Below are 23,725 nucleotides of genomic sequence, written 5' to 3' on the forward strand. Positions count from 1 at the left end.
AACGCCCCGCGCAACGAGATTTCACGGACTGGACAATGGCTTCCGATTATCACCGCGGCGAAATGGACATCTCCGAGCAGGTCGCCACCTACGACGGCTTCATGCTCATGACCAAGTGGGGCTCGCTGGCCATCGCCGTGGCCGTGCTGATGCCGACGCTGTGGTTCTGCACCAACGCCGGCTTCTTCGGCGGTTTGGCGGGCGGCGTCGTCACGGCGGTCGTCGGCATCCTGCTTCTGCGCGACAAGAAGCCCGCGGAACACTAGCCTTCCGCTAGGGATGCTGCATCGCGGGAATAATCTTCCGCGACGCAGCATCGATGGGCTCGACAAGGGGCAAGATCATCCCCTAAACAAGCTCCCAAGGACGCGACAGGCAAACTGCGTCCAGAGGGGAGCAGCATGGCAGTCGTCGCCGTCACCAGGGAACGCCGGGCCGGTGAAACGCGGGTCGCCGCGACGCCCGAGACGGTGAAGAAGCTGATCGGTCAGGGCTTCGCCGTGACCGTCGAGTCGGGAGCCGGCGTGACCGCCGCCATTCCCGACGCCGAATACGCCGCCGCCGGCGCCACCGTCGCCAAGACGCTGAAGGACGCCCTGGCCAAGGCCGACGTCCTGTTCAAGGTCCGCGGCCCCGAGGCCGAGGAGCTGGCGGCGCTGAAGCCGGGCGCCTACGTCCTGGCCACGCTCAATCCCTACAATGAACGCGCCACGCTCGAGGGCCTGGCCAAGGCCAAGGCCGGCGCCTTCGCTATGGAGTTCGTGCCGCGGATCACCCGCGCGCAGGTCATGGACGTGCTGTCGTCCCAGGCCAACCTGGCCGGCTACCGCGCCGTGATCGAGGCCTCGGAGGCCTATGGCAAGGCCCTGCCGATGATGATGACCGCCGCCGGCACCGTCGCCGCGGCCAAGGTCTTCATCATGGGCGTCGGGGTCGCCGGCCTGCAGGCCATCGCCACCGCCCGCCGGCTGGGCGCGGTCGTGACCGCCACCGACGTCCGCCCGGCCACCAAGGAACAGGTCGAGTCCCTGGGCGCCAAGTTCCTCGCCGTCGAGGATGAGGAGTTCAAGAACGCCCAGACGGCCGGCGGCTACGCCAAGGAGATGTCGGCGGAGTACCAGGCCAAGCAGGCCGAGCTGCTCTCCAGCCATATCGCCAAGCAGGACATCGTCATCACCACGGCCCTGATCCCGGGGCGCCCGGCGCCCAAGCTGGTCAGCGCCGAGCAGGTGGCCTCGATGAAGCCGGGCTCGGTGATCGTCGACCTGGCCGTCGAACAGGGCGGCAACGTCGTCGGCGCCAAGCTGGGCGAGGTCGCCGAGACCGCGAACGGCGTGAAGATTCTCGGCCGGCCGAACCTGCCCGGCCGCATCGCCGCCGATGCTTCGGCCCTCTACGCCCGCAACCTGCTCGCCTTCGCCGGCCTGCTGCTGGACAAGGACGGCAAGCTGGCTCCGGACTTCGAGGACGAGATCCTCAAGGCCGCGCTGGTCACCAAGGACGGCGCGATCGTCCACGAGCAGCTGAAGACCGCCCCGGCCGCGACGCCGAAGGCCGCGCCCGCGGCCAAGGCGGCTCCGGCGGCCAAGCCTGCCGCCGCCAAGAAGCCGGCTGCTCCCAAGGCGCCGGCTGCGAAGACCGCGCCGGCCAAGGCCGCTGCTCCGAAGGCGGCCGCCCAGAAATCCGCTGCTCCGAAACCCGCCGCCAAGGCGCCCGCCAAACCCAAGGCCGCCGCGGCCAAGCCCGCCGCCAAGCCGGCTCCGAAGAAGAAGTAGAGGTCGCAGACATGGACGCCGTCGATCCCACCGTCTTCCGTCTGGCCATCTTCGTGCTGGCGATCTTCGTCGGCTACTACGTGGTCTGGAGCGTTACGCCCGCCCTGCACACCCCGCTGATGGCCGTCACCAACGCCATCTCCTCGGTGATCATCGTGGGCGCCCTGCTGGCCGCAGCCGCGCACGGCGCGGGCGGCGCCGAGCCGACGACCAACGTCTGGATCTCGAAGGGGGCCGGCGCGCTCGCCGCCGCCTTCGCCGCCGTGAACATCTTCGGCGGCTTCCTGGTCACCCAGCGCATGCTGGCCATGTACAAGAAGAAAGAGCCCGCCAAGGGCAAGAGCGGCCACTAGAGCGCGCCTGGGGGAACTGAAGCCATGAACGCCAACATCGCCGCGCTCGCCTACATCGTCTCCGGCATCCTGTTCATCCTGGCGCTGCGCGGGCTGTCCAGCCCGACGACCAGTCAGGCGGGCAACCGCTACGGCATGATCGGCATGGCCATCGCCGTCGGCGTGACCCTGGCCACCCTGTGGGGCCAGGGCGTGCTGGACGCCGTGACCCTGGCCCTGATCGCCGGCGGCGTCGCCATCGGCGGCATCGTCGGGGCGGTCATCGCCCGCCGGGTCGCCATGACCTCGATGCCGCAGCTGGTCGCCGCCTTCCACAGCCTGGTCGGCATGGCCGCCTGTCTCGTGGCGGTGGCCGCCATCTACACGCCCGAGGCCTACGGCATCGCCGAGCCGAACGGGCACGTCCACCTGCAGTCGCTCATCGAGCTGGCCATCGGCCTGGCCATCGGCGCGGTGACCTTCACCGGTTCGGTGATCGCCTTCGCCAAGCTGAACGGCAACATGTCGGGCGCGCCGATCCTGCTGCCCGCCCGCCACCTGCTGAACATCCTGATCGCCGCCGCCATCGTGGCCCTGGTGGTCGTGCTGGTGGTCAGCGGCGGCGAGGCCAAGTGGGCCTTCTGGGGCATCTTCGCCCTGAGCCTGCTGATCGGGGTCACCCTGATCATCCCGATCGGCGGGGCGGACATGCCGGTCGTGGTGTCGATGCTCAACAGCTACTCCGGCTGGGCGGCAGCGGCGCTGGGCTTCACCCTGCAGAACGTCACCCTGATCATCACCGGCGCGCTGGTCGGCTCGTCGGGCGCCATCCTCAGCTACATCATGTGCAAGGGGATGAACCGCAGCTTCATCTCGGTGATCCTGGGCGGCTTCGGCGCCGACGACGCGGCCGCGGCCGGCGGCGGCAAGGTCGAGACCCGTCCCGTGAAGCAGGGCAGCGCCGACGACGCGGCCTTCATCATGAAGAACGCCAGCAAGGTGATCATCGTCCCGGGCTACGGCATGGCCGTCTCCCAGGCCCAGCACGCCCTGCGCGAGATGGCCGACAAGCTGAAGGAGGAGGGCGTCGAGGTGAAGTACGCCATCCACCCCGTCGCCGGCCGGATGCCGGGCCACATGAACGTGCTGCTGGCCGAAGCGAACGTCCCCTACGACGAAGTCTTCGAGCTGGAGGACATCAACAGCGAGTTCTCGACCGCCGACGTGGCCTTCGTGATCGGCGCCAACGACGTCACCAACCCGGCGGCCAAGACCGACCCGACCAGCGCCATCTTCGGCATGCCGATCCTGGACGTCGAGAAGGCCCGCACCGTCCTGTTCGTGAAGCGCGGCATGGCCAGCGGCTACGCCGGCGTCGAGAACGAGCTCTTCTTCCGCGACAACACCATGATGCTGTTCGCCGACGCCAAGAAGATGGTCGAAGGGATCGTGAAGGGGCTCTAGACCCAGGTCTGCGTCAGCGCTTGAATGCCTCCGAGACGGTCTTCTCGGAGGCGACCATGCGAGCACAGGCGTTTGGACGATATGGGCTGTTTGCGCTGGCCGCCCTTTCGGTTCTCGCTCTGACGGCTTGCGCGGCCCAGCCGCCCGGGACGCCGGGGACGCCCGCCTTCTGGGCCGGCCTGGGACATGGTCTGATCGCCCCGATCGCCTTCGTCGTGAGTCTGTTCAACGACGATGTGCGGATGTACGCCTTTCCGAACGCTGGGCGGTGGTACGATTTCGGCTTCCTGATCGGCTTGTCGTTCTGGGGAGGCGGCGGCGCCGCCGCCGCAAAACGCTGACAGGAAAGCGCCATGGCCTCCGAACCCAAGACCAAGCCCACCGACGCCTCCGTCGCGGACTTCCTCGAGGCTGTGCCCCACCCCGGCCGGCGCGAGGACGGCAAGGTCATCGCGGCGATGCTGACCGAGGTCACCGGCGAACAGCCGGTCATGTGGGGGCCGAGCATCGTCGGCTACGGCCGCTATCGCGGCGCCACCGGCGACTGGCCGCGCATCGGCTTCTCGCCGCGCAAGGGCAACATGGTATTGTACGTGCTGACCGGCGTCGCCGAGGAGGCAGACCTGCTCGACCGGCTGGGGCCGCACAAGACCGGCAAGGCCTGCCTCTACATCAACCGCCTGGCGGACGTGGATGTCGGCGTCCTCCGCCGGATGGCCGAGCTGTGCCTGTCGATCATGAAGGACAGATATCCCGCCTGAGCTCTCGGCGTCGCGGAACGGGAATCTCAAAGGATAGGCTTCCGCGCGCCCAGTTCTGCAGAATCCTCGGGGTTGAATCTCAGGGCCTGACGGAATACATGGCGGCCTCTCCTGGACATATTGTGGCCAGGAAGGGCCAGCATATCGAGGCCCCAGTTCACCCGATGAACGTCGAAGCTGGTGCGTCAGACCTCGTCGCGCCGTGCGTAAAGCTCGACAAAACAGTACGAGGCCGGCCGTTGCTCAACCAGTTGCTTACCCGCGAGAGTCGTTTGCCGCCCCTGTTGGGGACCGGACTCGCGGCCGTCCTCATGGGCGGCGTGGCGTTCGCCACCGCCCAGGCCAGCCTGCCCTCGCAACGGGAGCGTATGGCGGCGCCGATGGTTCCCGCCGTCGCCCCGCCGCTGCCGGAAGCCCGGGGGCATATCGCCCAGGCCCAGCCGGAGTTCGTCTTCGCCTCGCCCCTGTCCGGCTTCGCGGTCAATTCGCCGTTCGGCATGCGCAAGATGCCCTGGGAAGAAGGCGGCCGCCTGCATGAGGGCGTGGACATCGCCGCGCCGTCCGGAACGCCGGTGCGTGTGACCCTGCCGGGCACGGTGCTGCGTGTCGGCGTCGACGGCGGCTACGGAAAGTTCATCGAGGTCGCCCACGCTGGCGGCCTCACCTCGCTCTACGGTCATCTCGGCCGCCACGCCAAGCTGAAGGCCGGCGCCGCCGTGCCGGCGGGGACGGTGGTCGGCTACGTCGGCTCCTCGGGTCGGTCGACCGGCTCACATCTGCATTTCGAGATCCGCGACGGCGATCGCCCGCTGAATCCGACCCTGTTCATGGGGCGGGCCTTCATGACCGAGGCCGACCTGCCGCTGTCGGCGGCGGCGAGGGTCTCGGGCCGCGTCCGGGTCGCCCAGGTCGCCAACTGGCCGGCCCGTGCGACGCGCCGCGAACAGGTCTCCGACACCGCCAATACGCGGGGATCGGCGCAGCTGCTCACGCGCGTCAGCGCCGACGGCCGCGTTCACGCCGTCATCCGCCCGCCCGCAGACTACGCCAGGCCCGCCGCGGCCGAGGCCTCGGTCAATGCGGCCGCGCCGGCGCCGATCCTGATCAAGCCCGCCGCGCCGGCCCCGGCGCCGAAGCCTCAGCCGAAGCCTCAGCCCGCCGGCGACGACGCCATCTCGACCGCCTCGGCCGGTTAGGCCGTCTTCGCGCCGAAGAGCCGATCGGCCAGCCAGGCCCCGCCGAGCACAACCACGATCGCGGCGGCGACGAACCAGGCCGGATGCGGGATCATGACCAGGGTCGCGGCCGACGCCGCGGCCACGACCGCCGCGGCGATCCCGCCGGCCAGACGCCGCCGCCGCGAGACCAGCAAGGCCGCGGCCGAGGCGGTGAAGGTTCCCAGTCCCCAGGCGACCAGAACCGCGACAAGGGCGCCGATCGGCAGGGTCGGGATCAGGGCCTTGACCGCTTCCCGGTCGGACGGGTCCAGGCCCGGGGGCGGCGGAAAGATCTGATGGCCGATCAATTCGGCGACCATCACGACGGCGAAGCCGGCGACGACGCCGACGATCACGCCCAGAACCAGACGAAGCATCGCTTGGGCCTCCGCATGCTCTTTTCGTTCGCCCAAGGTTCACTAGATTGGCGGGATGCTCAAGTTCGCCCAACGGGGGGCGGCGGGCTTCGCCCTGGCCGTACTCGTCCTGATCGCCCTCGGAGGCCTCATGTCCGCCGCAAGCCAGCCCTCGCTCCGGGGGCGCATGATCGATATCGGCGGCCGTTCGCTGCACATGGTCTGCGCGGGTCCCCAGGATGGGCGGCCCGTGGTCGTCATGGAGGCGGGCGCGTTCGGCCTGTCGGCCGACTGGGGGGCGGTCCAGAAGCAGCTGGCCGAGCAGGGGGTCCGTTCCTGCGCCTACGATCGGGCCGGCCTGGGCCGGTCGGCGCCGGGACCCGCGCCGCGGGACGGTCTGGCGATCGCCGGCGACTTCGAGAAGATGCTGGCCGCTTCGGGGGAGCCCGGCCCCTACATCTACGTCGGTCATTCGATGGCGGGCCTCTACGCGCGTCTCTTCGCGGCGCGCAACCCGGACAAGGTCGCCGGTCTGGTCCTGGTTGACGCGGCTACGCCGGAGGCGGCCGACATTCCGCAGGCGCGGACCTGGATCGGCCATTTCGTGAATGTCTCGCGCATGGCCGGATGGGGCGCGTCCGCCGGTCTGTTCAAGATCGTCTCGCCCTGGATGGGCGACCGCATCGGCCTGCCGGACGAGGCGGCCGGCGAGAAGAAGCGCGCCTTCGCCTCCGGGGTCCACAATCGCTGGTCGGGCCGCGAGGTGGCCGAATGGATGCAGACCTCGAAACAGGCGGCGGACGCGGGAAACTACGACCCCCGGACGCCGATCGCCGTGGTCACCGCCGGTCCGGAGAAGGGGCGCGAGGCCTGGAAGGCCGTCCAGACCGCGCCGGCGCGCGCCTCGGAGCACGGCTACATCCGCCACGTCGACGGAGCCGGCCACGCGACCCTGCTGGGAACGGCCTACGCCGAGGAGATCGTCAAGGCGGTGCTGTTCGTTCGCGACGCGGCGGCGGGTGAGGTCGAGCCGGCCTCGCAGCCGGTCGCGGCGTCGCCTGCCGGCTGAGCGGGCGGTAAGACTAAGGGACCGGCTGATTCGAGGGGGCGATGGACGCGGCGTTGACACTGGAGGGGGTGACGAAGCGCTACGGCGACTTCACCGCCGTGAACGACCTGTCCTTCTCCGCTCGGCGCGGCCGGATCCTCGGCTTCCTCGGACCGAACGGCGCCGGCAAGACCACCAGCATCCGCATGGTGCTGGGCCTGGTCGAGCCGACCAGCGGGCGCATCGGCGTGCTGGGCGCGCCGGACGCCCGCGGCGTCCGCGAGCGGGTCGGCTTCCTGCCCGAAGAGCGCGGGCTCTACCGGCGGATGACGCCGATCGAGGCGATCGTCTTCTTCGGCGGCCTCAAGGGCGTCCCCTCGGCCGTGGCGCGCAAGCGGGCGATCGCGATGCTGGAGGCCCAGGGGCTGGGCCACGCCGCGCGCCGCCAGATTCGGCACCTGTCCAAGGGCATGGCCCAGAAGGTCCAGCTGATCAGCGCGATCGTTCACCAGCCGGAGCTGGTCATCCTCGATGAGCCGTTCAGCGGGCTCGACCCGGTGAATCAGCTGGCGCTCGAACAGGTCATCCGCGACCTCGCCGCGGGCGGCGCCACCGTCGTCTTCTCCACCCATGTGATGCAGCATGCCGAACGGCTATGCGATCACGTCGTGCTGCTGGCCAAGGGACGCAAGGTCTTCGACGGCGGCGTGGCGGAGGCGCGCAGCCATGCGCCGCGGGCCCTGGTGCTGGAAGGGGCGTTCGACGAGAGCGCCGTCGCCGCCTTGCCAGGCGTCGCCGCCGTGACCGCCGAGGAGGCCGAGGACGGCCATCGCCGCTTCACCGCCGCCCTGGCCAAGGGCGCCGCCGGCCAGGACGCGCTCAAGGCGGCCTTCGCCCGCGGCCTTGACGTCAATCGCTTCGAGCTGCGGGAGCCGACCCTGCACGACGCCTTCATCACCCTGACCGGCGGGGAGGGCGCGCAATGAGCGTTCTGCTGCGCATCGCCGCCCGTGAGTATGTGGCCTACGTCCGGACGGTCGGGTTCTGGCTCTCCATGCTGCTGCTGCCCGTGGTCGCGGCGCTGGGCGGGGCCGTGCCGACGCTGATGGAGAGCCGATCCCCCGTCTCCGTAGTCGCCGTCATCGACCGGACGGGCGAAGGGGTGGGGACGGCCGTCCTGGCGCGCGCGCAGGCCGAATCCGACGGCCGGGCCCGTCCCGGTCTCGGCAAGCCGCCGCGGCTGCTGCTCGGGCCGCTCGACGCCGACGCGGAGGACGCCAAGGCCTGGCTCAACGGCGTTCGGCCCTATCCGGGGGGCGTCGAGCTGTCCGCCGTGGCGATCCTGTCCCGCGGCGCCGACGGCGGCGTCGCCCTCGACTACTGGAGCAATCACCTGTCGGACCCCGGGCCTCGCCAGGTGGTGCGGGCGGCGGTGACGGAGGTCATGCGCGAGCGCTATCTGACCCAGCGCGGCCTGGCCGCGGCCGATCTCGCCGCGCTGGACGAGCTGGGCCCCAAGGTCTCGGATTTCTCACCCAAGGCCGCCTCGGGCGAGGTGTCGCTCCGGGATCGCCTGCCCGGCCTGGTGGGCTTCGGCGCGGCGATGCTGCTGTGGTCGATGGTCCTGACGGGGGCCGGAATCCTGCTGAACAGCGTCGTCGAGGAGAAGTCCAGCCGTGTGCTCGAGGTCCTGCTGGCTTCGGCGTCGGTGTCCGAGATCATGTTCGGCAAGATCCTGGGCGTTCTGGGCGTGACCCTGACGGTGCTGGGCGTCTGGGGCGTGGTCGGCGCCGGGGCCATGACCCTGCTCGCGCCGACCATCGCCGCCGATGTCGCCTCGGTGCTCTTCGGCAAGGGGCTGGCGTTCTACTTCGGCTTCTACCTGATCGGCGGCTATCTGCTGTACGCGGCGATCTTCACCGCCGTCGGAGCCTTCTGCGAGACCACGCGCGAGGCCCAGACCCTGCTGGGGCCGGTGATGGCGGTCTTGGTCGTGCCGGTGCTGTTCATGACCCAGGCCATCCGGCGGCCCGACTCGCCGCTGCTCGAGGCGCTGTCGTGGGTTCCACCCTTCACGCCCTTCCTGATGACCGCCCGCGCGGCCGGCGAGCCGCCGCTCTGGCAGGTGCTGGGCACGGGCGCGTTGATGATCGCGACGGTCTTCGTCGTGGTCTGGCTGTCGGGGCGCGCCTTCCGGGCCGGGGCCCTGTCGACGGGCAAGGTCGACCTGAAGGGCCTGCTCGCGGCGGTGCGCAAGGGCGGGTGAGGAGAAGGGGACATGCTCCCGCAGGGTGCGTGTCCCCGTTCATCCACTGGGAAGCAGCAGGGGACACGCACCCTGCGGGAGCATGTCCCCGTGAAAGCAAAAGGGCCGCCCGACGGATCGGGCGGCCCTTTCGAATCTCGTGAGGAAGTCTCGCCTTAACGCGAGGGCTTCTTCGGCGCGGCGATCAGGCCTTCGCGCTGGGCGCGCTTGCGGGCCAGCTTGCGGGCGCGACGGACGGCTTCCGCCTTTTGGCGGGCGCGCTTTTCCGAGGGCTTCTCATAGGCGACGTGGCGCTTCATCTCGCGGAACGAGCCTTCGCGCTGCATCTTCTTCTTCAGGGCCTTAAGCGCCTGGTCGACGTTGTTGTCGCGGACGAAAATCTGAACCAGGGGACTCTCTCCTTCGGCTGCCCGCCGCTAGCCGTGCGGCGTGGCGGTCGAAATCATGAATTGTACGGCCCCGGGAGACGGCTCCCGTGGCGAGGGGCGCGAAATAGCAGAGCCAGGCGGGCTTGTCCACCGGCGACGGGTGGCGTCGCGCCGTATAGAATGCGCCCATGACCGCATCAGACGACTGGGCCGTGCGAACCGAGCAACAGGTGCTGGACGAGGCGCTGAAGCTGGCGCCGCGCCAGGGCTGGAGCCGCCCCATGGCGCTCGCCGCCGCCAAGACCGCGGGATTGACCGCGCCCGAGGCCGATCTGCTGTTGCCCGGCGGGCCGCGCGACCTGGCCGCCCTGCTGTCGCGGCGGCACGACGTCGCGACCCTGGCGGCCCTGCCCGACCCGGCGGGGCTGAAGATTCGCGAGCGTATCCGCACGGCGGTGGTCGCCCGGCTCGACGCCGCCGCACCGGACCAGGCGGCCCTGCACCGCTGGTTGGGCTTCCTGGCGCTGCCGATGAACCTGCCGTTGGCGCTGCGCCTGGTCTGGGAGAGCGCCGACCATCTGTGGCGCTGGGCCGGGGATACGGCCACGGACGAGAACCACTACAGCAAGCGGGCGATTCTCTCGGGCATCCTGATCGGGACCCTGGTCCAGGACCTGACCGCCGGCCGCGCCGCCGCGCTGGAGACGCTGGACGCCCGCATCCAGAACGTCATGGACTTCGAGAAGTGGAAGGCGGGCCTGAAGCCCTCCGACTTCGCCAAGGATGTCGCCGGCGCGCTGGCGCGGATTCGCTACGGCTAGGAGTCCGCCGGGGGACACGCTCCGAAGGTGCGTGTCCCCGTTCGTGGCGGTTTTGGGGACACGCACCTTCGGAGCATGTCCCCGATCGAGGCCTCACCCCTCCAGGGGCCGCACCCGGTTCACATGGCCCATCTTGCGGCCGGGACGCGGCGCGCCCTTGCCGTAGAGATGCAGGCGGGCGTTGGGCTCGCCGGCGATGGCCAGCCAGTCGTTCGCCTCGTCGCCGAGCAGGTTGGTCATTTCCACGCCGACCTTGGGCCGGGTGTCGCCCAGCGGCCAGCCGGCCACCGCGCGGATGTGCAGCTCGAACTGGTCGACCTCGCAGCCGTCCTGGGTCCAGTGGCCGGTGTTGTGGACGCGCGGCGCGATCTCATTGACCAGCAGGCGGCCGTCCTCGATCTCGAACAGCTCGATGCCCATGACGCCGACATAGTCCAGCCGGGTCAGGATCTCGCGGGAGATGCGCTCGGCCTCGGCCTGGAGGGCGGGCGTGACCCTGGCGGGCGCGATCGTCGTGCGCAGCACGCCGTTCTCGTGGATGTTCTCCGACACCGGATAGGTCGCCAGCTCGCCGTCGCGGCCGCGGGCGGCGATCACCGACAGCTCCCGCGTGAAAGCGGCCCTGGCCTCCAGGATCGACGGCGCCTCGCCGACGGAAGCGAAGGCGGCCGCGCCGTCGCCGGCCTGGCGGACCCAGGTCTGGCCCTTGCCGTCGTAGCCCTCGCGGCGGGTCTTCAGCAGCGCCGGGGCGCCGAGCGCGGCCAGGGCGGTCTCGACGTCGGCGGCCTGGTCGATGGGGGCGAAGGCCACGGTCGGGGCGCTGGCGGCGTTGAGGAAGGTCTTCTCCTCGACCCGATCCTGGGCGACGCGCAGGGCTTCGCCGCCGGGGGCGACGTGGGCGCCGAGATCCTTCAGCGTCGCCACCACCGCGGCGGGGACATTCTCGAACTCGTAGGTGATGACGTCGCTGGCCTCGGCCAGAGCCTTCAGCGCCGCGGGATCGGCGTAGTCCGCCACGATCGTGCGCTTGACCACGCGCGAGGCGGGCGAGCCTTCGTCCGGCGTCAGCACCACGACGTCCAGGCCCAGACGGGCCGCGGCCAGGGCCAGCATCCGGCCCAGCTGGCCGCCGCCGAGGATGCCGACGGTCGAACCCGGCGGCAGAGGGAAGGCGACGCTCATCAGTCCTCGACCGTCTCGGCGACCGAGCCGGTCTGCTCGGCGACATAGGTTTCGAGGCGCTGGGCCAGGGCCGGGTCGCCCAGGGCCAGGATGCGGGCGGCCAGCAGGCCGGCGTTCTTGGCCCCGGCCACGCCCACCGCCAGGGTGGCGACCGGAATGCCGCCGGGCATCTGGACGATGGAGAGCAGCGAATCGAGGCCGTTCTGCAGCTTCGATTCGACCGGCACGCCGAGCACCGGCAGTTCGGTCAGCGAAGCGGTCATGCCGGGCAGATGCGCGGCGCCGCCGGCGCCGGCGATGATCACCTTGAAGCCCGCGGCCTTGGCCCCCTTGGCGAAGGCGTACATGCGGTCGGGCGTGCGGTGCGCCGAGACCACCTTGGCCTCGTAGGCGACGCCCAGGGCGTCGAGGTAGTCGGCGGCGTGCTTCATGGTGGGCCAGTCGGAGCGGCTGCCCATGATGATGGCGACCGGCGGGCTTGCGCTCATGACGTAGTCATCCCCTGTCCGGAGTCTGGAGGAGGGAGGGCTCCGGAGCCATTCCGCATAGCGGGATCGCCTCCCTCTTTCCAGAAGTGTGAGCACGATGGCCGCCGAAACCGGCTTCCACTTTCGCCTTTCGTGCTCCGGAAAGGCGCGGAGTATAGGCGCCGCTTGTCGCGCCGCAACCGATGCGTCAGATTCCGTTGCGTCGGGTGGTTGGACTTTGATTCTCGCATGAAGATCGGCGGCGCACGGGCGGAAGCCTTCTCTGCGATGCGGAAGCGGGCGCTGGCGCGCGCCGGCGCGGAGGCGACGGCGCATCAGGCCGCGCCGGCCGACAAGACCGCCTTCCTCGGCCTGGACGAAACGGACCTGACCCCGCCCGTCCAGAGCGCCATCAAGACCCTGCTGACCGAGATCGACGATCTGCGCGGCGAGGTCGGCCGGCTGAAGGGCCGCCTGGCCGAGGTCGAGGCCCTGGCCGACCGCGACGTCCTGACCCCGCTGCTGAACCGGCGCGCCTTCGTGCGCGAGCTGCACCGCGTCGCCGCCTTCGCCGCCCGCTACGGCTCGCCTGCGTCGGTGGTCTATTTCGATCTCGACGGCTTCAAGAGCGTCAACGACCGCTTCGGCCACGCCGCCGGCGACATGGCGTTGCGGGCGGTGGCCGATCGGCTGCTGGCCAACACGCGCGAGACCGACATCGTCGGCCGCCTGGGCGGGGACGAGTTCGCCGTCATCCTGGTGCAGACCGACCTTGAGACCGCCAACGCCAAGGCCGAGCGGCTGAAGCAGGTGATCCAGTCGACGCCGGTCGACCTGGGCGACTGGTCCGCGCCCCTGCGGGTCAGCTACGGCGTGCGTCCGGTCGAGGGCGGCGCCGACCCCGAAACCGTCCTCGCCGAAGCCGACGCCCGGATGTTTGTGCGCAAGCGCGCCGGCGTTTGATCCTCTTCCAAACAATCGTTCGTCCAGGCTAGGCTGCCTCCTCAAGGGGAGGAAAGAGACCATGCAGAGTCTTGCCGAACGTCGCATCCAGGTGGTGCGCGACCATATGGCGCTGGAGTGCGTCTGCGACTGGGACGCGGTCATCGCGACCTTCGAGCATCCGCGCTACGAGATGGCCACGGGCGCGGTCTTCGACGGCGAGGCGGCGGTGCGCGGCTACTTCGCCGCCTCGCGGACGCCTTTCCCGGACCAGGGCAACGAGATCATCGCCATCGCCCATGACGGCGACACCGTGCTGGTCGAGTTCTGGCTGACCGGCACGCACCTGGGCCCGCTGAAGTTCGGCGGCAAGGTCGTCGAGCCGACGGGCCGCGCCTTCCGCGTGCGGATGACCGCGACCTTCGAGTTCGCGCCGAACGGCGACGGCATCGTCTGCGAGCGCCCGTTCTTCGACCCCGGCGCCGTCGGCCGGGCGCTGGGGCTGGCTTAGGACTTCTTGGCCCTTTTCAGCCTGTCGTCCCGGCGAAGGCCGGGATGACCGGTGTGGGGCGGGCGGCCCTAGTAGCTCGCCCCGTCGACCTTGTTCAGGGTCAGGGCGTCCAGGTCGATGGAGGGGACGGTGCGCAGGTTGATGGCCCGGATGGCCGCGCCGTCGGGGGTTTCGCCCTCGGCGAACGGCTGGACCCCGCAGGCGCTGCAGAAGCGGTGGCGGATCTTGTGCCGGTTGAAGAGGTGCTCGGTCAGCGCCTCCTCGCCGCTGGTCAGGGTGAAGGCGGCGGCCGGCACGAAGGTCAGCAGCAGGCCCTTCCGGCGACAGTGCGAGCAGTTGCAGCTGACGGCGTCGGCCGGCGGCTCCGCCGTCACGGTGAAGGTCACCGCGCCGCAATGGCAGCTTCCCTGGTAGCTCATCGTCGCCTCCGGAGTTCTTGGTATGTTCCGAAAGCGATAACATCGATCAACGAGGGTCGACAAGGCCGGAGCCGCCCCCCGAGAGGCGCGGCTCCGGCCGAGGCTGTCCCTAGAAGGTCAGTGCGCGGGCTTCCTTCACGTGCGGCAGGGCCTGGATCTGGGCCAGCACCGTGTCCGCCGGCGCCTGGTCGACGCCGACCAGGGCGATGGCGTCCTCTTCAGCGGCCACGCGGCCAAGGTTGAAGGTGGCGATGTTCACCCCGGCCTCGGCCAGGATGGTGCCCAGGGCGCCGATGAAGCCCGGCTTGTCGAGGTTGTTGACGTAGAGCATGGCCGGGGCGAAGGCCGCGTCCAGCTCCATGCCCTTGACCTCGACGATGCGCGGCGCGCCGCCGATCACGGTGCCGGCGAAGGCGCGGACGCCCTTTTCGGTGGTGATCGTGACCCGCATCAGGCTGTCGTAGATCGGGCTGTCGTCCTGGCGGCTTTCCGAGACGACGATGCCGCGATCCTTCGCCACTGCGGGGGCCGAGACCATGTTGATCTCCGCCAGCATCGGCCGCAGCACGCCGGCGAGGGCGGCGCTGGTCATCGGCTTGACGTTCAGCTGGGCGACCTGGCCCTCGTAGGCGATGTCGATGCTGTTGATGCCGAAGTCGACCATCTGGCCCGCGAAAGCGCCGATCTTCTCGGCCAGGGCCACGAAGGGCTTCAGTTTCGGCGCTTCCTCGGCGGTGATCGAGGGGCTGTTCAGGGCGTTGGTGACGGCGCCGGTCAGCAGGAAGTCGCTGACCTGCTCGGCGACCTGCAGGGCCACGTTCTCCTGGGCTTCGTTGGTGCTGGCGCCCAGGTGCGGCGTGGCCACGACCTTGTCGCTGCCGAACAGCGGGTTCTCCTTGGCGGGCTCGGTGACGAAGACGTCGAAGCCGGCCCCGGCGACGTGGCCGTTGTCGAGCAGTTCTCGCAGAGCCGTCTCGTCGACCAGGCCGCCGCGGGCGCAGTTGACGATCAGCACGCCCTTCTTGGTCTTGGCCAGGTTCTCGGCCGACAGGATGTTGCGGGTCTTGTCGGTCAGCGGGGTGTGCAGGGTGATGACGTCGGCGCGAGCCAGGAGGTCTTCCAGCTCGACCTTCTCGACGCCCATCTCGATGGCGCGTTCGGGCGACAGGAACGGGTCGTAGGCGATGACCTTCATCTTCAGGCCGTTGGCGCGGTCCGCGACGATGCCGCCGATGTTGCCGGCGCCGATCAGGCCGAGGGTCTTGGCGTAGAGCTCCACGCCCATGAAGCGGTTCTTCTCCCACTTGCCTTGCTGCGTGCTGGCGTCCGCCGCCGGGATCTGGCGGGCCAGGGCGAACATCATGGCGATGGCGTGCTCGGCGGTGGTGATCGAGTTGCCGAAGGGGGTGTTCATGACCACCACGCCCTTGGCGGTGGCGGCGGGGATGTCGACGTTGTCGACGCCGATGCCGGCCCGGGCGATGACCTTCAAGTTCGTGGCGGCGGCGATGACGTCCTTGTCGAGCTTGGCGCCCGAGCGGATGGCGATGCCGTCGTAGTCGCCGATGACGGCGATCAGCTCGTCCTTGGCCAGGCCGGTCTTGATGTCGAAGTCGACGCCGCGGTTCTTGAAGATGTCGACGGCGGCGGGGCTCAGTTTGTCGGCGATGAGGACGCGGGGCATGGAGGGACTCCTTGCTGGATGTCTGAATGGGGCCCCCTCCGTCCCGCCTTCGGCGGTCCACCTTCCCCAGAGGGGAGGATCTCCGGCGCGGATGCTCCCCTCTGGGGGAGCTGTCGCCGCGGAGCGGTGACTGAGGGGGTTCTAGGGAAGCTTAGGCGGTCGCCAGTTCGGTGGAGATGGACGCGAAGGCCCAGTCGAGCCAGGGCGTCAGGGCGACCACGTCGGCCGTGTCGACCGTCGCGCCGCACCAGATGCGCAGGCCCGGAGGCGCCTTGGCGTAGCCGCCGATGTCGTAGGCGGCCTTTTCCTTCTCCAGCACCGAGGCCAGCTTCTTGGCGAAGTCGGCCTGAGCATCGGCGGGCAGGGCGGTGACGCGCGGATCCACGACCTTCAGGCAGACGGAGGTATTGCTCCGGATCGCCTTGTCCTGCGCCAGGAAGTCGACCCAGTCGGTCTTGGCCACCCAGGCCTCGAGCGCGGCCAGGTTGGCTTCCGAACGGGTTTTCATGCCGGCGGCGCCGCCGACGGTTTCGGCCCAGTTCAGGGCGTCCAGAGCGTCCTCGACGCAGAGCAGCGAGGGCGTGTTGATCGTGGCGCCTTCGAAGATCGCGGCGTTGAACTTGCCGTTGTCGACCATGCGGAACAGCTTCGGCATCGGCCAGGCGGGGGTGTAGCTCTCCAGCCGGGCGACCGCGCGGGGCGACAGGATCAGCACGCCGTGGGCGGCCTCGCCGCCGAGCGCCTTCTGCCAGGAGAAGGTCACCGCATCGAGCTTGGCCCAGTCCAGGTCCTGGGCGAAGGCGGCGCTGGTGGCGTCGCAGATCACGATGCCGGTGCGATCGGCCGAGATGAAGTCGGCGTTCGGCACGCGCACGCCGCTGGTGGTGCCGTTCCAGGTGAAGACCAGATCGGCGTCCGGGCGGACCTTCGAGGTGTCCGGCAGCTGGCCGTAGGGCGCGTCGAGCACCTCGACGCCCGGCAGCTTGAGTTGTTTCGTGACGTCCGTGACCCAGTCCTTGCCGAAGGACTCGAAGGCCAGCAGCTGGACCGGCTTCGGGCCCAGCATCGACCACATGGCCATCTCGACGGCGCCGGTGTCGGAGCCGGGAACGATGCCGACCAGGAAGTCGGCCGGAACGCCCAGCACCTCGCGGGTGCGGTCGATGGCCAGCTTCAGCTTGGCCTTGCCCGGCTTGCCGCGGTGCGAGCGGCCCAGGACGGCGTCGTTGAGTTTTTCGGGGGTCCATCCGGGGCGCTTGGCGCACGGGCCGGAAGAGAACTCGGGGCGCGCCGGACGGTATTCCGGCTTTTGCGGAGTCGTAGTCACTGCGATGTCTCCCATCCTTGCAGATGAGCAGCGCCCCGTTGGGAGGGCGTGGCCCGCCGCCGAAGAACCTCATTTTGCGGCGCCGCACAAGCGGAGATTTTCTGGAGGGCGGTCGAGGGAGCTTCCGGGCGGCCTTCCCGGCGTTGCGAGATCGGCGTTCTCCGACTACCGTCCCGTCGGGGCGAGGAGGGGCATGATGAAGCTCTGGATTGTGGGCCTGGCGCTGGTGCTGGCGGGCTGCGGCACGCTGCCGGCGCGCGAGGCGGGCGCCTTCCGGACGCTGGCCGCCGCCGACCGGGACGCCTTCGTGGCGCTGGCCGCCAAGGAGTCCGAGACGGTGAACGCCATCGCGCTCGCGCGGCCCGGGGGCAGCCTGGAGCGGGACAATTGCGACATCGGCGGCTCGGGCGCCTGCGAGCTGCTGGTGGCGTTCCCGGACGGCGCGTCGTTTCGGCTTGCGCCGACGGCATCGGAGACCCGGGCGCTGATCACGGCGTTGGCGGCCTATGGCGACGCTATGGCCGAACTGGCCGAGGCGCAGGACGTCGCCGCCGCCCAGGCCGCCGCCGGACGGGCGGGCGCCGCGGTGAAGGGGCTCGTAGCGGTGATCCCGGGCGCCCCGACGCTCGCCGGCCCGATCGTCGACGGCGTCGTCTGGGCCTCGAACCAGGGCCTGGTCGAGAAGCGGCGGGCGGCCCTTCGCCAGGCGGCGGAGCGAGCGGACCCCGCCGTCCGGTTGGCCGCCGAGCGAATGGGACGCGTATCGGACCGGCTGAAGTCGAACCTGGAGCGGGCGGCGGTGATGAAGCTCGATGCGGCCTGGGAGGCTTGGCAGCGCGCGCCCGACGACGCGACGCGGCAGGCGCAGTTCGCTCTGGCGGCGACGGCGGCGGTCGACGTCAACGCCGCCCGGCAGGTGCGGACGGACTACCGCCCCCTGGCCGACGGGCATGCGACGCTGGTCCAGGCTCTGAGGGGCGGCGGGGATCCCGCCGCGGCGCTGGGCGAGCTGCAGACCTTCGTGGGCATCCTGACGGCGGCGAAGAGCGCGATGGCGGAAACGGAGACGCCGGCATGACAGACGAAGACTTGAAGGCGCTGATCGCCCGTCTGGAAACAGGCCGGACGGCGACCCTCGACCGCGACGACCTCAGCCACGCGGAGTTCGAGCAGCTGGCCACCGCGGCCATGGCCGCCGCCAACGATCTGGCCAACGCCCTGCGCCGTAAGCATGACGCCGCGATCCGGGCGGGCGGGGCCGCTCAGCGCGCCGGCGACACGGCGGGGGCGACCGAAGCCTTCGCCAGGGCCGATGCGATCAAGCCCTGCCGAGACCAGGCCCAGATGCTAGGCTTTCAGCTCGATCGCGCGATCATCGCCTGGCTGGACGGCGCGCCCGACGTCGCGGCGGCCAAGGCTGCGGTGAAGGGGGCGACCGCCGACCTGAAGAAGACCAAGGACGATTTCGCCAAGACCGCGGATAGCCTGTCCGCGCTCGCCGGCGTGCTGGGGGCCGTCACCGGCGTCGTGAAGAGCGTGCAAACGCTGCTCGCGTCGCCGGCCGCCGCCTGACGCGACGCGACAAGCCGCCCTAGCCCGCGTACGCAAGCGGTATGGGCGTTTCGAATCGCAATCTGGACTGGGTGGTTCTGGGACTGCTCGTCGTGGCCTGGGGCTCGGCCTTCGCCCTCCTGAAGGTCGCGGTGACGGATATCCCGCCGGTCTGGACGTCGGTCGGCCGGCTGTGGGTGGCGACGGCGGTGCTGTGGCTGATCTGTGCGGCGCGGGGCGAGCGGACGCCGCCGCTGTCCGTGGCGCGAGTGTCGCCCTGGCCCTGGTATCTGGTGCTCGGCCTTGTCGGCCTGGCGGCGCCGTTCATGCTGTTCGCCACCGCCGCGGCCAGCCTGCCCAGTGCGGTCAACGCCATCTGCAACGGCGCCTCGCCGGTGTTCACCGTCGCGCTGGCCCATTTCGTCCTCGCCGACGAGCGGTTGACCTTCCGACGAGCGCTGGGGGTGGCCATGGGGTTCGTCGGGCTGGTGGTTCTGGTGGGGCCCAGGCTGCAGGGCGGGGTGACGGTCGAGGCGGCCGCGCTGGGCCTGTCGATCACCGCCGCAGCGCTCTATGCGGCGTCCAATGTGATCACCCGCAAGGCGCCGACGGTCAGCCCGACAGCGGGCGCGCTGATGATGTGCGGGTCGGGGGCCGTCCTGGCGACGATCGGGGCGCTGGTCATCGCCGGACCGCCGCCCCTGCCGCCGATCGGGGCGGCGGCGGCGGTCGTTACGTTGGGCGTCTTCTCCACGGGTCTTGGGACGGTCGGCTATGTCTGGCTGATCCAGCGACGCGGACCCGTCTTCACCAGCATGGCCATCTACCTTGTGCCGCTCTGGGCGACGGCCGTCGGCGTGGGCCTGATGGGCGAGCGTCCGGGATGGACGGCCTTCGCGGCCCTGGCCCTGGTGCTCGGCGGCGTGGCGCTGACCACGGCGCGGCGAAGGGCCTGAGCGCTCAGCCCCTGGCCGCGCGACTCGCTCGTCGCCAGGCGAAGACCGTACCGACCAGGATGCAGAGGATGATGGCCAGGGTGACGACGTTCGTAACCGCGACGAACAGCCAGTCTCGCTCCCGCTCCATGACGATGTAGAAGGCGTGCAGGCTGAACTGGAGGCCTTGCAGGATCATCGCCACGCCCAGCCACAGGCTGGCGTAGCGGATGGCCAGGACCAGAAAGCCCAGCGCCAGCAGGCCCTCGCCGATCAGGATGGGCACGGTCCGGGAATGCAGCGGAAGCGTCAGCTCGATGGCGAGCGCGAGCACGGTGCCCGCCAATAGGAAAACCGCTCCCAAGCGTTCGGGAGCGGTCCCTTTGAACCAAGCGAACAGGCAGGTCGCTAAGAGGACGAGCCAGCCGATTATGGGTTCGAGCGACGTGTACATCCCTTCAGTCTCTAACGAGGTTAGAGATGCTGGGAAGTTAAACTATCGCAATTAAATCGGTCTTAGCCGACCTCGCGAAGGTCCACGGTTTCGGTCGCTTGAGCGGCCGGCTTGTCGAGGAAGCCCAGGCCCTTCGTGCGGACGCCGATGCGACGACGCACTTCGTCCAGGTCGGCGTGAGCCGCGACCACGGCGGTGCGCGCTTCGCCGAGGGCGGCGATCGCTTCGACGATCTTGGCCTGCGCCTGGTCGCCCACGACGGCGGAGAGCCCAAGCTCGGCGCGCGCCTTCACCATTTCACCAATCAGTTCAGCCGCTTCAGTCATCGCCGCGTCGAGCGCGGCTTCGGTCGCGTACAGCTTGGTTGCGACCTTTTTGGCGACAAACACCTTTTCCACTTTGCTCTCCATTAGCCGTCAGGCGAGCAGATAGTAAACGAAATCTTAAGATGAAGGAAGGTAAACAAATCATAAACCGGTCACGGAAGCGAAGCGTTAGGGAGATTGCGCCATAAGGCCCTGGAAAAGGGCCTGATCGGGCAGATGAACCAGCAGCGAAGCAGCAGAGCCGCGGACAGCCACGCGCCTTTCCAGGCGCGCATCGCCAGTGTGGCCCTGATCACGACCGTGGCGGTCCTGCTGGCCGCCTGCGCGACCTTCATGATCCAGCAGTGGGCGGTCTCCCGGCAGGAGACCCAGGCCACCAACGCCGCGCTGAATGTCGTCGTGGCCCGGATCGGCGGTCCGGCGCTGGCCTCCGGCGACGCCGACGCCGCCCACAGAGTGGTCGGGGCGGTGATCGACGCTCCCGGCGTCCGCTCGGCCAGCCTGATCGACAACGACGGACGCATCCTGTCCACCCAGAGCGACCCGGCCAGCGCCACCCGCGAGGAGCATACGGTCCGCACGCCCGTCGTCCTGGACGGCCGCCAGGTCGGCGTGCTGGTCACCACCGTCGAGAGCCCGACGCTGGCGTCGCTGGCGCCGCGCTACGCCGCCCTGACCTTCGCGCTGTTCTTCGGCGCGGCCGGCATCGCCATGTTCGTCGCCACGACCCTCGCGCGGCGCGTGATCCAGCCGGTCAACCGCCTGTCCGAGGCGATGGAGGAGGTCGCCGAGAGCGGTCAGTTCACGCCGGTCGCTGAAGACGCCGACGACGGCCTGTTCCGCAGCCTGGCCCAGAGCTTCAACCAGCTGCTGACCAAGCTGGACGCCAATGACCGTGATCTGCGCCGGACCTTGAGCGAACTGGTCGAGGCGCGCGACCAGGCCAACGCCGCCAATGTGCTGAAGTCGCAGTTCCTGGCCAACATGAGCCACGAGATCCGCACGCCGCTGAACGGGGTCCTGGCGATGGCCGACGTCATGGCCCGCGACGATCTCGGCCCGCGCCAGCGGGAGCGGCTCGGCGTGATCCGCGAGTCCGGCGAGCTGCTTCTGGCGGTGATCAACGACGTGCTCGACCTGTCGAAGATCGAGGCGGGGCGGCTGGACCTGTCTGAACAGGACTTCTCGTTGTCGGATATGGCCGAGGGCGTCTCCAGCGTCTTCTCGGTGCTGGCCGGCGACAAGGGTCTGCGGTTCGCCCTGACGGTCGACGCCGACGCCGCCGGCTGGTGGCGGGGCGATCCCGACCGCCTCCGCCAGATCCTGTCGAACCTGCTGTCGAACGCGGTGAAGTTCACCGTCGAGGGGGCCGTCACCGCACGCTTCTCGCTGTCGGCCACGGGGCTTCGGCTCACGGTCTCCGACACCGGCATCGGCATCGCCCACGACAAGCTGCCGACGCTGTTCGAGAAGTTCATCCAGGCCGACAACTCCACGACCCGGCGCTTCGGCGGCACGGGGCTGGGCCTGGCCATCTGCCGGGAGCTCGCTCAGCTGATGGGCGGGGCTATCACCGCCCGCAGCATCGAGGGCGAGGGCTCGACCTTCGTCGTGGACCTGCCGCTGCCGCGCGCCGCGCCGCCGGCGATCGAGGTCGCGGAAGGGCCGGCGGCGGACGACGCCGAGCAGCGCCAGATGCGCATCCTGGCCGCCGAGGACAACCTGACCAACCAGAAGGTGCTTCAGGCGGTCATGGAGCCCCTGCAGGTCGACCTGCACATCGTTCCGGACGGCCGCGAGGCCGTGGCCGCCTGGCGGTCGGGCGGCTTCGACCTGATCCTGATGGATATCCAGATGCCGATCATGGACGGCGTCGAGGCGGCGCGGGCGATTCGCTCCGCCGAGGCGTCGGAGGGGCTGCCGAAGACGCCGATCCTGGCCCTGACCGCCAACGCCCTGGTGCACCAGGTCGAAGCCTATCTGGCGGCCGGCATGGACGGCCACGTGTCGAAGCCGATCGAGCTGCGACGGCTTTACGACGCCATCGAGCGGGCCGTCGCGGACGCCGCCGCCGCCCGTTCCGAAGCCGCCTGAGCCGACTGGCCAGCCTGAACAGAACATAACGAGCGGCTCAGAACCGTTTCAGGTTCGGGGGTGTCTTCTCTCGTTCAACGTCGTCCTCCCGACGGCGTCCGAGCGAAGAGGAAACCGAACGATGAAGAAGATCCTGATCCCCGTTCTGGCGGTCTCGGCTCTGGCCGCCGCCGCGCCCGCCATGGCCGCCCCCTGGCAGGACATCAACCAGCGCCAGGCCAACCTGGACCGCCGCATCGACGTGGGCGTCCGCAACGGCCAGATCACCCGCAACGAAGCCCAGCGTCTGCGCGCCGAGTTCCGCCAGATCGCCAACCTCGAGTACCGCTATCGTCGCACCGAGGGCGGGCTGAGCGCCTGGGAGCGCCGCGATCTGGACCGTCGCTTCGACACCCTGAGCGCCAAGATCCGGTATGAGCGGAATGACCGCGACCACTACGGCCGCCCTGGCCATCCGGGCCACCCGGACCGCTACGACCGCGACGGCGATGGCCGTGCTGACCGCGTCGACCGCTTCCCGAACGACCCGCGTCGCTGGTAACCCCCCGCACAGCGATGCGGCCGACGCCTCCCGTTGTCTCCCCAACGGGAGGCGTCTCCGCGTCTAGAGACGCAGGACGCTCTCGACCGTCGTCACGGCCTCGCCGCGGAGCAGGACACGGTCGCCGCGATGCTCGCATTCCAGGTCGCCGCCCCGTCCCGGATAGGCCTGGTGGAATCGCAGCGCCGACCGTTTCAACCGGGCCGACCAAAGCGGCGATAGAATGCAGTGGGCCGATCCGGTGGTCGGATCCTCCGGAATGCCCGAGCCGGGCGCGAAGAAGCGGCTGACCACGTCGTAGGGGGCGTCGGCCGGCGCCAGAGCCGCGGCCGAAAGGTTGCCTCGCCCGCCGGTAGCCGCGCCGGAAATCCTCTCGAGCGCGGCCAGGTCCGGTCTCAGCGCCCGGATCGCCGCCTCATCCTCGAAGATCGCCACCAGGTAGTTCGCCGCCCAGACCTCGGAGGGCGCTGCGCCCAGGGCCTCGGCCAGGCCGGCGGGAATGTCGGTCTGTTTCGGCGGCTGGGCCGGGAAGTCCATCTCGTAGCCAGCGCCGATGCGCTTCACGGTGAGCGGGCCTGACAGGGTGTCGAAGGTGACGCCGTCGGCGTCGAGGCCCAGCTCGGCGAACAGGACATGGGCGGCGGCCAGGGTGGCGTGGCCGCACAGCGGCGCCTCGAGCGCCGGCGTGAACCAGCGCAGGCCGAAGCGCGCCGGATCGTCGCTTCTCAGCAGGAAGGCCGTCTCGGCCTGATTGTTCTCCTGCGCCAGGGCCTGCATCCAGGCGTCGTCCGGCCAGGCCGTGAAAGGCTCGACGACACAGGCCGGATTGCCCTTGAATGGCGCGGAGGCGAAGGCGTCTACGGTCCACTGGCGCACGGGAGAGG

Annotated in this window: 28 protein-coding genes; 18 read left to right on the forward strand and 10 right to left on the reverse strand. The window is 69.9% G+C overall.

What is annotated here, in order from left to right; translation table 11 throughout:
* The first annotated feature begins 35 nt into the window (after positions 1–35).
* From CSW64_RS02510 to CSW64_RS02540, 7 genes are all read left to right on the forward strand, one after another.
* Positions 36–266: an aa3-type cytochrome c oxidase subunit IV gene (locus tag CSW64_RS02510; RefSeq protein ID WP_099620621.1), complete on the forward strand. Its 231-nt coding sequence runs from the start codon at positions 36–38 to the stop codon at positions 264–266.
* A gap of 135 nt (positions 267–401) precedes the next feature.
* Positions 402–1,775, forward strand: a complete 1,374-nt coding sequence (locus CSW64_RS02515; RefSeq protein WP_099620622.1) for a Re/Si-specific NAD(P)(+) transhydrogenase subunit alpha — start codon at positions 402–404, stop codon at positions 1,773–1,775.
* A gap of 11 nt (positions 1,776–1,786) precedes the next feature.
* The gene (locus CSW64_RS02520; protein WP_099620623.1) at positions 1,787–2,128 is read left to right on the forward strand and encodes an NAD(P) transhydrogenase subunit alpha part 2; all 342 of its coding nucleotides are present in this window, start codon (positions 1,787–1,789) and stop codon (positions 2,126–2,128) included.
* 24 nt (positions 2,129–2,152) lie between these two features.
* Positions 2,153–3,571 (forward strand): NAD(P)(+) transhydrogenase (Re/Si-specific) subunit beta, encoded by a 1,419-nt coding sequence (locus CSW64_RS02525; RefSeq protein WP_099620624.1) that lies wholly within the window; start codon positions 2,153–2,155, stop codon positions 3,569–3,571.
* A gap of 56 nt (positions 3,572–3,627) precedes the next feature.
* Positions 3,628–3,912, forward strand: a complete 285-nt coding sequence (locus CSW64_RS02530) for a hypothetical protein (RefSeq protein WP_099624083.1) — start codon at positions 3,628–3,630, stop codon at positions 3,910–3,912.
* 12 nt (positions 3,913–3,924) lie between these two features.
* Positions 3,925–4,332, forward strand: coding sequence for a DUF1801 domain-containing protein (locus tag CSW64_RS02535; RefSeq protein WP_099620625.1), 408 nt, complete (start codon positions 3,925–3,927; stop codon positions 4,330–4,332).
* 272 nt (positions 4,333–4,604) lie between these two features.
* Positions 4,605–5,528: a M23 family metallopeptidase gene (locus tag CSW64_RS02540; protein ID WP_245863806.1), complete on the forward strand. Its 924-nt coding sequence runs from the start codon at positions 4,605–4,607 to the stop codon at positions 5,526–5,528.
* Here the strand turns inward: CSW64_RS02540 and CSW64_RS02545 are convergent.
* On the reverse strand, positions 5,525–5,926 hold the full coding sequence (locus tag CSW64_RS02545; protein WP_099620627.1) for a hypothetical protein: 402 nt from the start codon (positions 5,924–5,926) through the stop codon (positions 5,525–5,527). The genes CSW64_RS02540 and CSW64_RS02545 overlap by 4 nt on opposite strands.
* Positions 5,927–5,981: 55 nt before the next feature.
* Here CSW64_RS02545 and CSW64_RS02550 point away from each other — a divergent pair, with 55 nt between their 5' ends.
* From CSW64_RS02550 to CSW64_RS02560, 3 genes are read left to right on the forward strand one after another with little or no spacing between them, the layout of a single operon-like run.
* Entirely contained in the window at positions 5,982–6,974 is a 993-nt protein-coding gene (locus CSW64_RS02550) for an alpha/beta fold hydrolase (RefSeq protein WP_099620628.1), read from the forward strand.
* Between the two features lie 41 nt (positions 6,975–7,015).
* A complete protein-coding gene (locus CSW64_RS02555; protein WP_099620629.1) occupies positions 7,016–7,939 on the forward strand; it encodes an ABC transporter ATP-binding protein in 924 nt (307 codons plus the stop codon).
* Positions 7,936–9,219, forward strand: a complete 1,284-nt coding sequence (locus CSW64_RS02560; RefSeq protein WP_099620630.1) for an ABC transporter permease — start codon at positions 7,936–7,938, stop codon at positions 9,217–9,219. Before CSW64_RS02555 ends, CSW64_RS02560 begins: the two co-directional genes overlap by 4 nt.
* A 155-nt stretch (positions 9,220–9,374) precedes the next feature.
* On the opposite strand, the gene rpsU is transcribed toward CSW64_RS02560, so the two are convergent.
* Positions 9,375–9,608 (reverse strand): 30S ribosomal protein S21, encoded by a 234-nt coding sequence (gene rpsU, locus CSW64_RS02565; protein ID WP_099620631.1) that lies wholly within the window; start codon positions 9,606–9,608, stop codon positions 9,375–9,377.
* A gap of 167 nt (positions 9,609–9,775) precedes the next feature.
* Here rpsU and CSW64_RS02570 point away from each other — a divergent pair, with 167 nt between their 5' ends.
* Positions 9,776–10,408 carry a COQ9 family protein gene (locus CSW64_RS02570; protein WP_099620632.1) on the forward strand — a complete coding sequence of 211 codons (633 nt, stop codon included), beginning with the start codon at positions 9,776–9,778 and terminating at the stop codon, positions 10,406–10,408.
* A gap of 93 nt (positions 10,409–10,501) precedes the next feature.
* On the opposite strand, the gene CSW64_RS02575 is transcribed toward CSW64_RS02570, so the two are convergent.
* Complete coding sequence (locus CSW64_RS02575; RefSeq protein ID WP_099620633.1) at positions 10,502–11,590, reverse strand: 5-(carboxyamino)imidazole ribonucleotide synthase; 1,089 nt, start codon at positions 11,588–11,590, stop codon at positions 10,502–10,504.
* Positions 11,590–12,078 (reverse strand): 5-(carboxyamino)imidazole ribonucleotide mutase, encoded by a 489-nt coding sequence (gene purE / locus CSW64_RS02580; RefSeq protein WP_099620634.1) that lies wholly within the window; start codon positions 12,076–12,078, stop codon positions 11,590–11,592. Before purE ends, CSW64_RS02575 begins: the two co-directional genes overlap by 1 nt.
* A 228-nt stretch (positions 12,079–12,306) precedes the next feature.
* On the opposite strand from purE, the gene CSW64_RS02585 reads away from it, so the two are divergent.
* Entirely contained in the window at positions 12,307–13,020 is a 714-nt protein-coding gene (locus tag CSW64_RS02585; RefSeq protein ID WP_099620635.1) for a GGDEF domain-containing protein, read from the forward strand.
* A 61-nt stretch (positions 13,021–13,081) separates the two neighbouring features.
* A complete protein-coding gene (locus CSW64_RS02590; RefSeq protein WP_099620636.1) occupies positions 13,082–13,510 on the forward strand; it encodes an ester cyclase in 429 nt (142 codons plus the stop codon).
* Positions 13,511–13,578: 68 nt separating this feature from the next.
* On the opposite strand, the gene CSW64_RS02595 is transcribed toward CSW64_RS02590, so the two are convergent.
* The 3 genes from CSW64_RS02595 to CSW64_RS02605 all read right to left on the reverse strand — a co-directional run bounded on the left by CSW64_RS02595 (position 13,579) and on the right by CSW64_RS02605 (position 16,940).
* Positions 13,579–13,929 carry a GFA family protein gene (locus CSW64_RS02595; RefSeq protein ID WP_099620637.1) on the reverse strand — a complete coding sequence of 117 codons (351 nt, stop codon included), beginning with the start codon at positions 13,927–13,929 and terminating at the stop codon, positions 13,579–13,581.
* Between the two features lie 109 nt (positions 13,930–14,038).
* Positions 14,039–15,613 (reverse strand): phosphoglycerate dehydrogenase, encoded by a 1,575-nt coding sequence (gene serA / locus CSW64_RS02600; protein WP_099620638.1) that lies wholly within the window; start codon positions 15,611–15,613, stop codon positions 14,039–14,041.
* 151 nt (positions 15,614–15,764) lie between these two features.
* Positions 15,765–16,940: a phosphoserine transaminase gene (locus tag CSW64_RS02605; protein WP_099620639.1), complete on the reverse strand. Its 1,176-nt coding sequence runs from the start codon at positions 16,938–16,940 to the stop codon at positions 15,765–15,767.
* Positions 16,941–17,136: 196 nt separating this feature from the next.
* Here CSW64_RS02605 and CSW64_RS02610 point away from each other — a divergent pair, with 196 nt between their 5' ends.
* Genes CSW64_RS02610 through CSW64_RS02620 form a run of 3 tightly spaced genes read left to right on the forward strand, consistent with a single transcriptional unit; the run spans position 17,137 to position 19,447 of the window.
* Positions 17,137–18,018 carry a hypothetical protein gene (locus CSW64_RS02610; RefSeq protein WP_150131313.1) on the forward strand — a complete coding sequence of 294 codons (882 nt, stop codon included), beginning with the start codon at positions 17,137–17,139 and terminating at the stop codon, positions 18,016–18,018.
* A complete protein-coding gene (locus tag CSW64_RS02615) occupies positions 18,015–18,512 on the forward strand; it encodes a hypothetical protein (RefSeq protein WP_099620641.1) in 498 nt (165 codons plus the stop codon). The genes CSW64_RS02610 and CSW64_RS02615 overlap by 4 nt, the downstream gene beginning before the upstream one ends.
* A 41-nt stretch (positions 18,513–18,553) precedes the next feature.
* Entirely contained in the window at positions 18,554–19,447 is an 894-nt protein-coding gene (locus CSW64_RS02620) for a DMT family transporter (RefSeq protein WP_099620642.1), read from the forward strand.
* A 4-nt stretch (positions 19,448–19,451) separates the two neighbouring features.
* On the opposite strand, the gene CSW64_RS02625 is transcribed toward CSW64_RS02620, so the two are convergent.
* A complete protein-coding gene (locus tag CSW64_RS02625) occupies positions 19,452–19,760 on the reverse strand; it encodes a hypothetical protein (RefSeq protein ID WP_245863807.1) in 309 nt (102 codons plus the stop codon).
* A 182-nt stretch (positions 19,761–19,942) separates the two neighbouring features.
* The gene (locus tag CSW64_RS02630; RefSeq protein ID WP_245863808.1) at positions 19,943–20,290 is read right to left on the reverse strand and encodes a hypothetical protein; all 348 of its coding nucleotides are present in this window, start codon (positions 20,288–20,290) and stop codon (positions 19,943–19,945) included.
* 93 nt (positions 20,291–20,383) lie between these two features.
* Between CSW64_RS02630 and CSW64_RS02635 the strand changes: the two genes are divergently transcribed.
* Entirely contained in the window at positions 20,384–22,300 is a 1,917-nt protein-coding gene (locus tag CSW64_RS02635; RefSeq protein ID WP_342745842.1) for an ATP-binding protein, read from the forward strand.
* A 121-nt stretch (positions 22,301–22,421) separates the two neighbouring features.
* Positions 22,422–22,841 (forward strand): hypothetical protein, encoded by a 420-nt coding sequence (locus CSW64_RS02640; RefSeq protein WP_245863809.1) that lies wholly within the window; start codon positions 22,422–22,424, stop codon positions 22,839–22,841.
* 63 nt (positions 22,842–22,904) lie between these two features.
* On the opposite strand, the gene CSW64_RS02645 is transcribed toward CSW64_RS02640, so the two are convergent.
* Positions 22,905–23,717 (reverse strand): PhzF family phenazine biosynthesis protein, encoded by an 813-nt coding sequence (locus CSW64_RS02645; RefSeq protein ID WP_099620645.1) that lies wholly within the window; start codon positions 23,715–23,717, stop codon positions 22,905–22,907.
* Positions 23,718–23,725 lie beyond the last annotated feature (8 nt).

Origin of the sequence: Caulobacter mirabilis (genome assembly GCF_002749615.1) — a bacterium.
In the GTDB taxonomy this organism is placed as follows: Bacteria; Pseudomonadota; Alphaproteobacteria; order Caulobacterales; family Caulobacteraceae; genus Caulobacter; species Caulobacter mirabilis.